Raw genomic sequence first — 13,590 nt, 5'->3', positions numbered from 1 at the left:
GTCCACTCCCCCGCACGGGTGGGCCGGCCCCGCGGCACGCCGTCACTCGCCGGCGTACGCCTTCTCCAGCGCGGCGATGTCGAGCTTGCCCATGGCGTGCATCGCCCGCGTGGTGCGGGCCGCCTTCTCGGCGTCGGGGTCGCCGAGCATGTCCATGAGCCGGTCCGGGATGACCTGCCAGGAGACGCCGTACTTGTCCTTGAGCCAGCCGCAGGGGCCGGGCTCGCCGCCGTCCTCGGTGAGCTTGGTCCAGTAGTGGTCGACCTCCTCCTGGTCGGCGCAGTGGATCTGAAAGGAGATCGACTCGTTGAACTTGAACTCGGGACCGCCGTTGACCGCGACGAACTTCTGACCGTTGGCCACGAAGTCGACGGCGACCACGGAGCCGGCCGGGCCCGGTCCGGCCTCGGTGTAGCGGCCGACCCGTCCGATGCTGGAGTTCTTGAAGACCGAGACGTAGTGGTGGACGGCTTCCTCGGCCTGGCCGTCGAACCAGAGACAGGTGGTGAATCCTTCTGTGGTCACGGGTTCCTCCTGGAGTGTGCGACTTGGACATGTGTATCGACCGGTCCGCACGGCGAAACTCATCGGCGCGCCCGGAGAAGTTCAGGAGGTGCGGTGGCCGGGACGTACGGGCGCTCTCCCGGCAGGTGCGCGAGGAGGGCGGGCGGGGCGGCTCTGCTCGTGGCGGATCTGCTGCGGGCAGAGGAATCGTCTGCGGTCAACTCGCCGGGGTGACAGTGGAGTTCGACGGCATCCCTGCCACCTGAAGGAGATCCGATGGTTCCACCGACCGCACTGCCCCCGCTCACCGCGCTCTCGCCGCGCGCCGAGGCGGGTGACACCTCGCCCAGCCGGTTCGACGACCACCTCGCGGCCGGGCTGCTCGCGCAGCGGATCGTGTTCCTGGGCACCCAGGTCGACGAGGTGTCGGCCAACCGCGTGTGCGCCCAGCTGCTCCTGCTGTCGGCCGAGGACCCGCGTACCGACATCAGCCTGTGCATCAACAGCCCCGGCGGATCCGTCACCGCGGGCCTCGCCATCCACGACACGATGCGGCTCATCCCGAACGACGTGTCGACGCTGGCGATGGGGTTCGCGGCCAGCATGGGCCAGTTCCTGCTGACCGTGGGCACCCGCGGCAAGCGGTTCGCGCTGCCGAACGCGCGGATCATGATGCACCAGCCGTCGGCGGGCATCGGCGGCACCACCGCGGACATCGAGATCCAGGCGGAGAACCTGGAGCACACCAAGCGGACCATCGAGCGGATCACCGCCGAGCACACCGGGCAGAGCGAGGAGACGATCGCTCGGGACGGCGACCGGGACCGCTGGTTCACGGCCGAACAGGCCAGGGGGTACGGGATGGTGGACCGGGTGGTGGAGTCGTTCGCCGACATCCGCCCGGCCTCCACGCGCCGGCGGATGGGGTTGTGACATGGGGTCGTACACGGTTCCGTACGTGATCGAGCGGACCGCTCAGGGCGAGCGGTCGTACGACGTGTTCAGCCGGCTGCTGAACGAGCGGATCGTCTTTCTGGGCACCGAGATCGACGACGGCGTGGCCAACGTCGTCATCGCCCAGCTCCTCCACCTGGAGTCGGCGAACCCCGAGCACGAGATCGCGGTCTATCTCAACTCGCCCGGCGGCTCGTTCACTTCGCTGATGGCGATCTACGACACGATGGCGTTCGTACAGGCGCCGATCTCCACGTTCTGCGTGGGGCAGGCGGCCTCCACGGCGGCGGTGCTGCTGGCGGGCGGGGACCCGGGGCGGAGGTTCGTGCTGGAGCACGCGCGTGTGCTGCTCGGGCAGCCGGCCAGCGGCGGCCGGCAGGGCACGGTCTCCGATCTCGCGCTGCAGGCCAAGGAGATGGTCCGGATCCGTGCCCAGGTGGAGGAGGTGCTGTCCCGGCACACCGGTCACGACGTCGCCACCCTGCGCGCGGACATGGACCGCGACAAGGTGTTCACCGCCGAGGAGGCGGTGGCCTACGGGCTGGCCGACGAGGTGCTGAGCCGGCGCCTCGCACCCGTCTGAGACAGGTGTGAGGCGCCGGTCCGGGCGTCGTCGCCGTCAAGCGGCCAGGCACAGTCCGTCGTAACGGGGGGCGGACGTGGTGCGGCGGGCGGCCCGCGCCAGCTCCCCCTGCGCCAGTGACAGCAGGTCGCCCAGGCCCAGGCCGAGCGCCTGTGCCGCGGCCGCGAGGACCTCCGAGGAGGCTTCCTTGCGGCCGCGTTCGATCTCCGACAGATACGGCATCGAGATCCGCGCCGCGTCGGCGACGTCCTTGAGCGTGCGCTCCTGCGCGAGCCGCTCCCGGCGCAGGACGTCACCGACGAGATCACGCCAGAGCGGTTCACGGGGAGCCGCGGCCGGGCCCCCCTGGGCCGGGCGGTCGGACGCTGGGCGGGCCGTCCCCGGGCGCGCGGCCGGCGGGCGCAGGGGGATGACGCGGGCTTGGTTCGGCGCTTGGCTGCTCATCCCTTCAGCCTAGGGACGGGGCACGCGGACGGAAGGGAGCGGCGTTCCGCCCTGGGTGAATCACCGGCCGCGCCCGCCGCCCGCGCGCACGGTCGATTTCGCGCCGCCCGGAACACGAGGGGCATGCGCGGGGTGACTCCGGGTATTCGCAGCCCGTACGGCCTTGCAGGTGGGACATGAGCGGAACTCCCGGGGGAGGCCGAGGCGCATAGATCGCCGTGGGCGGGAAACCCGGGGGTCGCGCAGCCGTCCGGTCCGAACACCGGGACACCGGTCCGAACACCGGGACAGACGAAGACAGGCCGAAAGGCAGAAGTCGCACCGTGACTTTCGTGGGAGAGGCAATGGACACCGCCGTGATCCGGTCCGAGGCAGCGGTCGAGAAGACCCGGGAGACCGTGACGGGTGGCGAGCCGCTGCCGGGGGTGGTGAACCCGAGGGCGGTCGCTCCGCGAGACGCGAGAGAGCTGTCCCGTCACTTCTTCCGGCGGCTGACGGAGCTGGAGGAGGGCACGCACGAATACCAGTACGCGCGCAACACGCTCATCGAGATGAACATGTCGCTGGTGCGGTTCGCGGCCGGCCGGTTCCGCAACCGCGGCGACGACATGGAGGACATCGTCCAGACCGGGATGATCGGCCTGATCAAGGCCATCGACCGGTTCGAGCTGTCGCGCGAGGTGGAGTTCACCTCCTTCGCCCTGCCGTACATCGTCGGTGAGATCAAGCGGTTCTTCCGCGACACCACCTGGGCGGTGCACGTGCCGCGGCGGCTGCAGGAGCTGCGGGTGGAGCTGGCCCGGGCCCGCGAGGAGCTCTCCAGCCGCCTGGACCGGGACCCGACGGTCGCCGAACTCGCCACGCTGATGAACCTCTCCGAGGACCAGGTGGTCGAGGCCCAGATCGCCTCCAACGGCTACAACTCCGCGTCGCTGGACGCCGCCCTCACCGGTGACGGCGCCGAGGACGGCGAGGCGGTGCTCGCCGACTTCATCGGGGTCGAGGAGGCCGGGATCGGGCTCGTCGAGGACTTCCACTCCCTCGCGCCGCTGGTGGCCGGGCTCAGTGAACGCGACCGGCAGATCATCCATCTGCGGTTCGTGGAGGAGGCCACCCAGGCGGAGATCGGCGAACGGCTCGGCTGCTCGCAGATGCATGTCTCCCGGCTGATCAAGCGGATCATCACACAGCTGCGCCAGGGAATGCTGGGCGAGTTGGGCTGCGCCTGACGCGGCCTGAGGTTCAGTTTGGGCTGCGCCTGACGTGGCCTGAGGTTCAGTCACGGCCGAGATCGACCACCGCGCGCACGCGCTTGCCGACCGGTACCCGCTCCACGGTCACCTCGGAGGCCAGCGCGTGCACGATCTCCAGGCCGTGCCGGCCGACGCGCCGCGGGTCCCGGGAGAAGCGACGGGGCAGCGCGGCGCTGCTGTCGTAGACACGTACGTCGACGGAGACGTCCGTTCCCTCGAGTTCCAGGATGTACGGGCCGTTGCTGTGCCGGTCGGCGTTGGTGACCAGCTCGCTGACCACCAGCAGGAGCGCGTCGCCGGAGCGGCGGCCGATCTCGGCGCACCACTCGGTCCTGAGCTGGTCCAGGAAGTGCGCGGCGAAGGACCGCGCCGCGGCGATGCAACCCGGTTCACCGGTGTAGTGCGCCGCCCGCCGGAGCGGATCCACGGGAACGTCGAAACCAGTCGGTATCACTGCCCCGTCCAGGTCCTCGGTCATGCATGTCTCTCTCGCCAAGCCGGCCCGGCCGGACACTGCTGCACCTGTCCTGTTACCCCGAGCCGCGCCCGGCAGTCCCCGCGCACGGACCTCCCGGCGGGCGCGCCGCGGCCGGGCTGCTTAGCGTGGCGGTGTGAGCCCGCCGAGCCCCACCGCACCGCCGGACACCCGCCACGGCTGGGTGCAGGCCGTCGCCACGGTACTGGCCGCCCTGCTCGCCATGGGCGTCGTCGCCGCGCTGGGACTGTGGGCGGCCGGTGCCACGGGACTTCCCGGCAACGCCTTCCCCCGGGTGGTCGCCGCGACCGTGGTGACGGCGGTCGGCGGGAGCGTGGAGCTGTCGGGGAACGCGGGCGTCCTCGCCGAGACGCACGCCGGCATCACGGTGTTCCCGCTGTCGGTCACGCTCGCCGGCGCGCTCGTCGTCGCCAGGGGATTCCTGCGGCCGCTGCGGCACCGTGCGGTGGCCGGGGCACGGGAACTGGCCGGGTGGGCCGCCCGGATCGCCGTACTGTGGCTGCTCGCCCTGATCGGCCTGGCGCTCGGCGCCCGGCAGACCTTCGCCGTCGACCTCGGCAACGGTGTACTCGGCGCCATCGGCGGCCTGTTCGGCGTCGAGCCGGAGGTCGGCTTCACCGCACAGGTGCCGCTGACCGTGCTCTTCGGGCTGCTGTGGCTGGCCGGCGTACTGGTACTGGCTCTGCTGGTGGCGCCCGGGGCGCCGCTGCCGGCGCGGCTGCTGCGGTTCCGGGAGCCGGTGCGTCCGGCGGCGTACGCCATGGTCGTCCTGCTGCTCGCGTGTGTCGTCGTGGGCCTCGTCGTCGCGCTCGTGACGGCGGCGACCCGCGGGCATCCGGCGGACCACTTCGCGGTGATCCTGCTCGGGCTGCCGAACCTGACCTGGCTCGCCTTCACGATCGGCCTGGGCGCCACCTGGCACGGCAGGGTCGACGGCCCGTTCGGGCTGCCCGTGCCGCACCTGCTCGACCAGGTGCTGCGCACCCCGGACGTCTCCACGCTCGACCTGGGCACGCTCGCCGAGCACGACGGTCGGGTGTGGTGGCTGGTGGTCGTGGACGCCGTACTGCTGCTGGGCGCCGCGTTCCTGATGGCGGCGCGCTCCCCGGCGCGGATGCCGGCCTGGCGGCACGCCCTGCGCATGGCCGTCGCGCTGGTGCTGACGGTGCTGACGATCTGTGCCGTGGGCCGGATCTCCGCCCACTACGGCCTGTCCCTCCTCGGCATCGGGAACGTGGGCGGCAACCTGTCCGGAGAGCTCCTGCTCATCCCTCGGCTGTGGAGTGCGCTGGGCCTGGCCGCCCTGTGGGGCCTGGTCACCGGCTTCCTGGGAGCCCTGCCGGCCGCACGGGTACGCCGCCGGGGCGAGGGTCCCTCCGCCTGAGGACGTCTCCGGTCAGGCCATCGGCAGGACGAGGGCCGGAAGGGTGCGGTGCATGCGCAGGGCGTCCACCGACTCGGCGAGCAGTTCGTACTCCGTGGTGTCGTCGCTCGCGGCGATCCGCACCAGCCGCCCGTCGGCCAACTCGTCGGCGACTAGCTCCTGTTGTGCCATGTCGGCGCACCAGGCGCGCAGGATGCGCGGTACGTCGGGCACGGTGTCCGGCACCAGGACGAGCGCGCCGGGCGGGAAGTGCGGGCTGTCGGGGACGGGGTCGAGCCGTTCGGCGATCCAGGAGGCGCGGTCGCGCAGCCACCACAGGGCCAGGGCCAGGGTGGGCGCGCGGTAGGTGCCGAGCGGGACGCCGATGCGGCGTCCGTCGCACATGCCGTACGCGGTGACATGGCACAGGAATTCGTCGTGCACTGCTCCTCCCCCGTCGCGCCGTCGCCCTGCCGGTACTGCCTCGCTCTCCGTGCGGCTGCCGTGCGGTGAAGCATGGTTGTTCTGCGGTGGACTGCCCTGAAACCCGAGTATGTTCACTGCTGAAACACTGTCACTACGACTTTCCGGCCAGTCTCCTGGCATATTCAGCGCGCCGCGTGGCCGAAACCGTGACGGTCCCCGGCCACGCGGCCATTGCCCCGGCGGTGATCGATCCACGCGGCAGCGCGCCGGGGCGTGAGGCAGGCCCCTACGGCCGGACGATCGCGTCGATGCGGGCCAGTTCCTCCGCGTCGAAGTCCAGGTCGCGGGTCGCCTCGACGCTGTCCTGGAGCTGCTGCGGGCTGCTCGCGCCGACCAGGGCCGAGGTGACCCGGCCGCCGCGCAGTACCCAGGCCAGGGCCAGCTGGGCCAGGGACTGACCGCGGGACTTGGCGATCTCGTCCAGGGCGCGCAGCCTGCCCACCAGGTCCTCGGTCACCGCGTCGGAGCCGAGGAAGGGGCTGTCGCTCGCCGCGCGCGAGTCCTCGGGGATGCCGTCGAGGTAGCGTGCGGTGAGCAGGCCCTGCTCCAGCGGTGAGTAGGCGATGGAGCCGACCTGGAGCTCGTCGAGGGTGTCCAGCAGGCCCTGTTCCTCGGGGCGCCGGTCGAGCATCGAGTAGCGCGGCTGGTGGATGAGCAGCGGGGTGCCCAGTTCGCCCAGGATGCGGGCGGCCTCGCGGGTCTGCTCCGGGGAGTAGTTGGAGACGCCGACGTAGAGCGCCTTGCCCTGCTGGACCGCCGAGTGCAGGGCGCCCATCGTCTCCTCCAGCGGAGTCCCGGGGTCGGGGCGGTGCGAGTAGAAGATGTCGACGTACTCCAGGCCCATCCGCCTCAGGCTCTGGTCCAGGGAGGACAGCAGGTACTTGCGCGAGCCCCATTCGCCGTACGGGCCGGGCCACATCAGATAGCCGGCCTTGGTGGAGATCACCAATTCGTCCCGGTACGGCGCGAAGTCCGCCCTCAGCGCCTCACCGAGGGCGGACTCGGCGGCGCCGGGCGGCGGGCCGTAGTTGTTGGCCAGGTCGAAGTGGGTGACGCCGAGGTCGAAGGCGCGGCGCAGGATGGCGCGCTGGGTCTCGGCCGGGCGGTCGGGGCCGAAGTTGTGCCACAGACCGAGCGACAGCGCGGGGAGTTTCAGACCGCTGCGTCCGGTGCGCCGGTAGGGCATGTCCGCGTAGCGGTCGGGGTGGGCGGTGTACAACGCGACTCCAGGAAAGGTTGGCTCGGGGATGACCGGTTCCGTGGAACCGGTGTCCCACTCTCGCCCCACCTGCGGGCATTGGTCCAACAGAAGAATCCGATGCGATTCAACGGCTAGGCTTCTCAATCATGGAACTGCGCCACCTCCAGCACTTCGTCGCCGTCGCCGAGGACCAGCACTTCACCCGGGCGGCGGAGCGGCTGATGGTGTCCCAGTCGGGGCTGTCGGCGTCGATCCGGGCGCTGGAGCGGGAGTTGCAGACTCCGTTGTTCGTGCGCACCACGCGCCGGGTGACGCTCACGGAGGCCGGGCGCGCGCTGCTCGGTGAGGCGGAGCGGATCCTGGCGCAGGTACGGGCGGCGCACGAGGCGGTGGCGGCGGTGCAGGGCGTGCTGCGCGGCACGCTGTCGCTGGGCACCGAGCAGTGCATCGCCGGGGTGCATGTGGCCGGGCTGCTCGCCGCGTTCCGGCGGCTCCATCCGGATGTGGAGATACGGCTGCGGCAGGCGGGCTCGGGCGCACTGGCGGAAGAGGTCGCGGCCGGCCGGCTCGACCTGGCGTTCGCCTACCGCACCCGCGCGGACACCGACCAGCTGCGTTCGGTGTCGCTGACCAGCGAGCCGATGACCGTGCTGTGCCACCCCGACCACCGGCTCGCGGCGTCCGGCGCCGTCCTCGCGCCGCAGGACGTGGACGGCGAGGTCTTCGTCGACTTCCACCCGGACTGGGGGCCGCGCCGGACCACCGACGCGGCCTTCGCCGCGGCGGGCGTGAGGCGCACGGTGGCCCTGGAGGTCAACGACGTGCACAGCCTGCTCGACCTGGTCGACGAGAACCTCGGTGTCGCGGTCGTGCCCCGCCACTTCCGGCACAAGCGGCCCTCGCTGACCGCGCTGCCGCTGAAGGGCGCCGCCGAGACGGAGTACGAGACCGTCGCCCTGCTGCCGCCCGAACAGGCCACCAGTCCCGCCGCCCGTGCCCTGATCGCCCTGCTGGAGTCACGAGGCCCGGCGCCCGGCGGTGTCCCGGGCGCGTGACAGGAGCGGATGCGCGATGGTGGGCGTATGCATGCGAAGGACATCCTCATCGACGGTTACGGCCGTATCCGGGAAGAAGTCCACGCCGTCGTCGACGGCCTGCCGGGCGAGCGGCTCAACGCCCGTCCCAGTGCCGACGCCAACTCCGTCTCCTGGCTCGTCTGGCACCTCACGCGGATCCAGGACGACCACATCGCCGACGCGTTCGGCTTGGAGCAGGTGTGGCTCTCGCAGGGCTGGGAGGAGCGCTTCGGGCTCGGCCTGAAGCGCCACGACACCGGGTACGGGCACAGCCCGGCGCAGGTCGCCAAGGTGCGGGTCGGCTCCGGTGAGCTGCTGACCGGCTACTACGACGCCGTGCACGAGCAGACCCTGAAGGCCCTGCGCTCACTGGCTGCCAAGGACCTCGAGCGCATCGTCGACGAGCGCTGGGATCCGCCGGTCGGCCTGAGGGTCCGCCTGGTCAGCGTTCTGTCCGACGATCTGCAGCACGTCGGACAGGCCGCCTACGTCAGGGGACTGCTTCGGAGCGCGGACTCGTAGCCCGGCAGGACCACGTCCCTGAGCAGGGCATTGCGCTCGTCGAAGGGGATGAACGCGCTCTTGACCGCGTTCACCGTGACCGTGCGCAGGTCCTCGACCGTCCAGCCCGCGTGCTCGACCAGCAGGGACATCTCGCGGGTCATCGTCGTACCGGACACCAGGCGGTTGTCGGTGTTGAGGGTGACCCGGAAGCCGAGGTCCTTCAGGATGGTGATGGGGTGCTCGGCGATCGAACGGGCGGCGCCGGTCTGCAGGTTGGAGGTGGGGCACATCTCCAGGGCGGTCCGGCGGTCACGCACCCAGCCGGCCAGTCGGCCCAGCTTGCCGTCGACGATGTCGTCGGTGATGCGCACGCCGTGCCCGATGCGCTGGGCGCCGCAGACCTGCAGCGCCTGGTGGACGCTGGGCAGGCCGTGGGCCTCTCCGGCGTGGATGGTGAACGGCACGTTCTCGCGGCGCAGGTACTCGAAGGCGGCCAGGTGGTCGGCGGGCGGGAAGCCGTCCTCGGCGCCGGCGATGTCGAAGCCGACGACACCGGCGTCGCGATGGGCGACCGCCAGACCGGCGATCTCGCGGCTGCGGTCGAACATCCGCATTCCGCACAGCAGCGTGCCCACCCGGACGGGCGTACCGGCGGCGGCCGCCCTGGCCATACCGGCGGCCAGGCCCTCCTGGACGGTCTCGACGACCTCGTTCAACGTCAGCCCGCCCTTCACCATGAGCTCGGGGGCGTACCGGACCTCTCCGTAGACGACGCCGTCCCCGGCCAGGTCGAGGACGTACTCCTCGGCGGTGCGCAGCAGGCCCTCACGGGTCTGCATCACGGCGAGGGTGTGCTCGAAGGTGGCTATGTACCGCACCAGGTCCCCGGAGTTGGCCGCGTCGTAGTACCAGGCGGCGAGCTCGTCGGGGTCGGTGGTGGGCAGCGTGTGGCCGACCGCGTCCGCGAGCTCGACGACGGTGGCCGGGCGCAGCCCGCCGTCGAGGTGGTCGTGCAGCACGGCCTTGGGCAGCCGGCGGAGGGTGTCGGTGTCGACGCGGGGCGCGGTCATGGGTGTTTCCTCGGGCAGGTGGTGGGTGTCACGGGGTGGCGGGCTGGAGCAGGTCCCGGCGGTTGCCGTACAGGTCCTCGAAGACGGCGACGGTGCCGTAAGGCTCGTGCCGCGGCTCCTCCGGGAAGGTCACGCCCGCCGCCCGCATCCGGGCGTGGTCGCGGACGAAGTCGTCGGTGTGCAGGAAGAACCCGACGCGCCCGCCGGTCCGGTCGCCCACTCGGGCCTGCCGGCGCTCGGTCCTGGCACGGGCGAGCAGCAGAGCGGTACCGGCGTCGTTCCCGTCCGGTTCGACGACGACCCAGCGCGAGCCGTCCGGGCGCGGGGTGTCCTCGGCGAGGCGGAAGCCGAGCGCCTCGGTGTAGCGGCGGATCGCCTCGTCGTAGTCGTCGACGACGAGGGTGACCAGGGCGGTGCGTCTCATCGGGGCCTTTCGGGACGGGCGGGCGCCGAGTGAGGTTATACGTAAAACTACATGGGCGCCAGTTCTGTCGGAACAGGTGCGGCAGGTGGTCAGCGGGACTCTTCGCCCTGGGCGATCTCGACCCGGTGGTGGAAGTCGATCAGGCCGGTGACCGAGGAGGTGAAGGAGGCCGTGGCACAGGCAAGCAGCAGTGCGGCGACGCAGGTCGCGGCGCGGCGTGTGACGTGCGGGGCGGTAAGGAGCGCCTTGACGCGGTGCGGGACCGGGCCGGAGGTGGCGGCGGGGGCGAGATCCGGGCGCGCGGACCGGGCCTCCTGGCCGGCCAGGGCGGCGCGGGCGATGGCCCGGGCGGTCAGACGGCGGTCGCCGACGGCCGCGGCCGCGGCCTCGTCGGCGGCGCGCTCGGCCGCGAGACGGATCGCCCGGCGGACCGGCCGCAGCGCGGGGTGGCAGTGGGCGGCGAGTTCGGCGGCGGCCAGGAAGTAGTGGTGGCCGCCCCTGTTGTGCGCCCGCTCGTGCGCGAACAGCGCCTCCCTCTCGGCCGCGTCGAGGCTGCGCAGCATCGCGGTGGTGACGACGATGCGGTGCGGGCGGCCGGGCAGGGCGTACGCGTCGGGCCGCGGTGAGTCGATCACGCACAGGTCACCCGCCGCGGGCCTGCGTCCGGCATCGGTGTGCGCGCTGCGAAAGGCGCGGAACTCCTTGAGCACCGCACGCCCGAGCGTGCCCGCGCACACGGCGAGCGCCCCGACGGAGACGGCCGCCGCCGGGAAGACCACCAGGCCGGACGCCGTGGGCAGGGGGTGTACGAGTTCTCCCAGCGCCGCGAACACCGGCAGCTCGAGCAGTCCGGTGAGCACGAAGGCGCCGAGCGCGGCCAGGGAGCACCCGGCGAGCACGACTGCGGAGAGGGTGATCATCCACAGCGCGGTGACGGGGGCGAGGCGGTCGAGCGCGCGCCGGGCCAGTGCCGGCGCGGCGAACGGCAGCAGCAGGGGCAGGAGCAGGGTCGCGATCATCGCTCACCGGGTTCGAGCAGATCGCGCAGGATGCGCTCGTCGTCGGGGCTGAGCTGGGCGACGAAGCGGGCGAGAACCGTCTCGCGGTCGGTGTCGCGGTCGAGCTCGGAGTGCATGCGGCGGGCGGTGAGCCCGTGCGCGTCCTGGACGGGGTAGTAGGCGTAGCCCCGCCCCTGGCGGCGGCGCTCGACGACCCCCTTCTCGTACAGCCGGGTCAGGATCGTGGTGACCGTGGTGCGGGCCAGGCCGTTGCCGAGGCCGAGCTGGACCTGGCCGGGCGTCCGTGGCGCGTCGGCGGCCCACAGGACGGCCATGACGCCCGCTTCGAGCTCACCGGCCGGCCGGCGTTCGTCCTTCGCGTCGGTCATGGGAACGTCCTTCACCCCGTCATCGCCCGCAGTCCAGTGGATCCGATCCAGATCGTCTACATGATTGTAGTCAGCCGAATGCCACGGCCCGCTCGCGGCTGCGCCGCCCAGCCATTATGAAAGGAGTGGAGACGACCGGACAGGAGTTCAGCGCCATGCCCGAGCGGCCCAGGCCCGCCGAGACGCCCGCCCGCCAGAACACCACCTTCCCGAGCGCGGGAGCCACCGCTCACGGCTATCTCGCGCTGCCGCCGTCCGGACGGGGCCCGGGCGTCCTGGTCATCCAGGAGTGGTGGGGGCTGACGGACCACATCGCCGACGTCGCCGACCGGCTCGCCGCCGAGGGATTCGTCGTCCTGGCGCCCGACCTGTACGGCGGGAGTGTGGCGCACGACAGCGACGAGGCCCTGCGGATGGCGAAGGCCCTTCCGGTCGCCCGGGGCGTCGACCTGCTCTCCGGCGCCGTCGACCACCTGCTGAGCCTGCCCGAGGTCACCTCGGACACGGTCGGCGCGGTCGGCTTCTGCATGGGCGGCGGCTTCGTGCTGCACCTGGCCGCGGTCGAGCCACGGGTGAGCGCGGCCGTGCCGTTCTACGGCGCGATCCGGGACGAGCCGCCCGACTTCTCCGGGCTGCGTGCCCGGATCCTCGGCCACTACGGGGAGCAGGACCGGAGCATTCCGCCGCAGCAGGTGGAGGAACTGGCCCAGACGATCCGGCGGCAGTCCGGCACCACCCCGGACTTCCGCCTGTACCCGGCCGGCCACGCCTTCTTCAACGACCGCCGCCCCAGCCACCACCCCGACTCCGCCGCCCGGGCCTGGGAGAGCACCGTCGCGTTCCTGCACCAGCGGCTGGGCTGACCGGGAGCGGCAGCCGGGTGCCTCGGAAAGCGTGACGAAGGTTTCTCACTCGCTCCTGGCGTGCAGCGCGTCGAGACGGGCCATCTCCTCGTCGGTGAGACGCAGCGCGCCCGCGGCCACGTTCTCCACCAGGTGGTCGGGGTTGCCGGTGCCGGGAATGGCCAGCACGTGCGGTCCCTGCCGCAGGGTCCAGGCGATCCGGACCTGGGCGGGCGTCGCGCCGTGGGCCCGTACGACGGCCGTGACCTCCTCGTCGTCGTCAGCACTCTTCGCACCCTGCGAGCCGCCCTCGCCGGCGATCGCGAAGAACGGCACGAAGGCGATGGCCTCCTCGCCGCAGATGCGCAGCAGTTCGTCGGCCGCCGGGTCGTGGAAGTCGAGTCCGAAGCGGTTCTGCACACACACCACCGGTGCGATGGCCCGGGCCTCGGCCAGGTGGCGCGGCTCGACGTCGGAGATGCCGAGGTGCCGGATCAGACCCTCCTCGCGCAGTTCGGCGAGCGCGCCGAAGTGCTCGGCGATCGAGTCCTGCCGCATCCGGCGCAGGTTGACCACGTCGAGGTGGTCGCGGCCGAGCTGGCGCAGATTCTCCTCGACGTGGCCGCGCAGGTCGTCGGGGCGCGCGGAGGCACCCCACTCTCCCGAGTAGTTCCGGAAGGGGCCGACCTTGGTGACGACGACCAGATCCTCCGGGTACGGGGACAGCGCGCTGTTGATCAGCTCGTTGGCGGAGCGGCGCGCGGAGAAGTAGAAGGCCGCCGTGTCGATGTGGTTGACGCCGAGTTCAACGGCCTTGCGCAGTACGGCGATCGAGCGCTCCCGGTCGCTCGGTGCGCCGAGGTGGAAGGCGGCGCTGCCCGTCAGCCGCATCGCGCCCAGGCCGACGCGGTTGACGGTCAGGTCGCCGAGTTCGAAGGTGCCCGCGGCGTCCGCGGTGATCGTTCCGGAGCTCATCGCCGGAGTCTCGCACACCCCGTGCGCC

Annotated in this window: 17 protein-coding genes; 7 read left to right on the top strand and 10 right to left on the bottom strand. The window is 71.9% G+C overall.

Going from position 1 to position 13,590, the window contains the following annotated elements; all coding sequences use genetic code 11:
- Positions 1-42: 42 nt before the first annotated feature.
- Entirely contained in the window at positions 43-525 is a 483-nt protein-coding gene (locus tag ACX25U_RS34140; protein WP_454385807.1) for a VOC family protein, read from the bottom strand.
- A 255-nt stretch (positions 526-780) separates the two neighbouring features.
- Between ACX25U_RS34140 and ACX25U_RS34135 the strand changes: the two genes are divergently transcribed.
- On the top strand, positions 781-1,437 hold the full coding sequence (locus tag ACX25U_RS34135; protein WP_454385805.1) for an ATP-dependent Clp protease proteolytic subunit: 657 nt from the start codon (positions 781-783) through the stop codon (positions 1,435-1,437).
- Between the two features lies 1 nt (position 1,438).
- The gene (locus ACX25U_RS34130) at positions 1,439-2,041 is read left to right on the top strand and encodes a ClpP family protease (RefSeq protein ID WP_454385804.1); all 603 of its coding nucleotides are present in this window, start codon (positions 1,439-1,441) and stop codon (positions 2,039-2,041) included.
- Positions 2,042-2,077: 36 nt separating this feature from the next.
- Here the strand turns inward: ACX25U_RS34130 and ACX25U_RS34125 are convergent, their stop codons facing one another.
- On the bottom strand, positions 2,078-2,485 hold the full coding sequence (locus ACX25U_RS34125) for a helix-turn-helix domain-containing protein (RefSeq protein WP_454385802.1): 408 nt from the start codon (positions 2,483-2,485) through the stop codon (positions 2,078-2,080).
- A gap of 344 nt (positions 2,486-2,829) precedes the next feature.
- Here ACX25U_RS34125 and ACX25U_RS34120 point away from each other — a divergent pair, with 344 nt between their 5' ends.
- The gene (locus tag ACX25U_RS34120; protein ID WP_454394642.1) at positions 2,830-3,714 is read left to right on the top strand and encodes an RNA polymerase sigma factor SigF; all 885 of its coding nucleotides are present in this window, start codon (positions 2,830-2,832) and stop codon (positions 3,712-3,714) included.
- Positions 3,715-3,760: 46 nt separating this feature from the next.
- On the opposite strand, the gene ACX25U_RS34115 is transcribed toward ACX25U_RS34120, so the two are convergent.
- The gene (locus ACX25U_RS34115; RefSeq protein ID WP_454385801.1) at positions 3,761-4,216 is read right to left on the bottom strand and encodes an ATP-binding protein; all 456 of its coding nucleotides are present in this window, start codon (positions 4,214-4,216) and stop codon (positions 3,761-3,763) included.
- A gap of 220 nt (positions 4,217-4,436) precedes the next feature.
- Here ACX25U_RS34115 and ACX25U_RS34110 point away from each other — a divergent pair, with 220 nt between their 5' ends.
- On the top strand, positions 4,437-5,618 hold the full coding sequence (locus ACX25U_RS34110; RefSeq protein WP_454394640.1) for a streptophobe family protein: 1,182 nt from the start codon (positions 4,437-4,439) through the stop codon (positions 5,616-5,618).
- Between the two features lie 12 nt (positions 5,619-5,630).
- Here ACX25U_RS34110 and ACX25U_RS34105 read toward each other — a convergent pair whose 3' ends face one another.
- Together ACX25U_RS34105 and mgrA are read right to left on the bottom strand one after the other, a co-directional pair.
- On the bottom strand, positions 5,631-6,041 hold the full coding sequence (locus tag ACX25U_RS34105) for a hypothetical protein (protein ID WP_454385800.1): 411 nt from the start codon (positions 6,039-6,041) through the stop codon (positions 5,631-5,633).
- Between the two features lie 268 nt (positions 6,042-6,309).
- On the bottom strand, positions 6,310-7,302 hold the full coding sequence (gene mgrA / locus ACX25U_RS34100; protein ID WP_454385798.1) for an L-glyceraldehyde 3-phosphate reductase: 993 nt from the start codon (positions 7,300-7,302) through the stop codon (positions 6,310-6,312).
- A gap of 128 nt (positions 7,303-7,430) precedes the next feature.
- Here mgrA and ACX25U_RS34095 point away from each other — a divergent pair, with 128 nt between their 5' ends.
- The gene (locus ACX25U_RS34095; RefSeq protein WP_454385796.1) at positions 7,431-8,339 is read left to right on the top strand and encodes a LysR family transcriptional regulator; all 909 of its coding nucleotides are present in this window, start codon (positions 7,431-7,433) and stop codon (positions 8,337-8,339) included.
- 27 nt (positions 8,340-8,366) lie between these two features.
- The gene (locus ACX25U_RS34090; protein WP_454385795.1) at positions 8,367-8,882 is read left to right on the top strand and encodes a mycothiol transferase; all 516 of its coding nucleotides are present in this window, start codon (positions 8,367-8,369) and stop codon (positions 8,880-8,882) included.
- On the opposite strand, the gene ACX25U_RS34085 is transcribed toward ACX25U_RS34090, so the two are convergent.
- The 4 genes from ACX25U_RS34085 to ACX25U_RS34070 form a co-directional block, all read right to left on the bottom strand.
- Entirely contained in the window at positions 8,846-9,934 is a 1,089-nt protein-coding gene (locus ACX25U_RS34085) for an adenosine deaminase (RefSeq protein ID WP_454385793.1), read from the bottom strand. The genes ACX25U_RS34090 and ACX25U_RS34085 overlap by 37 nt on opposite strands.
- Before the next feature lie 28 nt (positions 9,935-9,962).
- A complete protein-coding gene (locus tag ACX25U_RS34080; protein ID WP_454385792.1) occupies positions 9,963-10,358 on the bottom strand; it encodes a VOC family protein in 396 nt (131 codons plus the stop codon).
- 89 nt (positions 10,359-10,447) lie between these two features.
- Positions 10,448-11,377, bottom strand: a complete 930-nt coding sequence (locus ACX25U_RS34075; protein ID WP_454385790.1) for a M48 family metalloprotease — start codon at positions 11,375-11,377, stop codon at positions 10,448-10,450.
- Positions 11,374-11,745 (bottom strand): BlaI/MecI/CopY family transcriptional regulator, encoded by a 372-nt coding sequence (locus ACX25U_RS34070; protein WP_454385788.1) that lies wholly within the window; start codon positions 11,743-11,745, stop codon positions 11,374-11,376. The genes ACX25U_RS34075 and ACX25U_RS34070 overlap by 4 nt, the downstream gene beginning before the upstream one ends.
- A 155-nt stretch (positions 11,746-11,900) precedes the next feature.
- Here ACX25U_RS34070 and ACX25U_RS34065 point away from each other — a divergent pair, with 155 nt between their 5' ends.
- On the top strand, positions 11,901-12,608 hold the full coding sequence (locus ACX25U_RS34065) for a dienelactone hydrolase family protein (RefSeq protein WP_454394638.1): 708 nt from the start codon (positions 11,901-11,903) through the stop codon (positions 12,606-12,608).
- Positions 12,609-12,653: 45 nt separating this feature from the next.
- Here ACX25U_RS34065 and ACX25U_RS34060 read toward each other — a convergent pair whose 3' ends face one another.
- Complete coding sequence (locus ACX25U_RS34060; protein WP_454385786.1) at positions 12,654-13,562, bottom strand: aldo/keto reductase; 909 nt, start codon at positions 13,560-13,562, stop codon at positions 12,654-12,656.
- Positions 13,563-13,590: the final 28 nt, after the last annotated feature.

The organism is Streptomyces sp. JNUCC 63 (genome assembly GCF_054366325.1).
The sequence above is the reverse complement of the archived record's forward strand: the minus strand, read 5'-3'. Positions and strand labels throughout refer to the sequence as shown.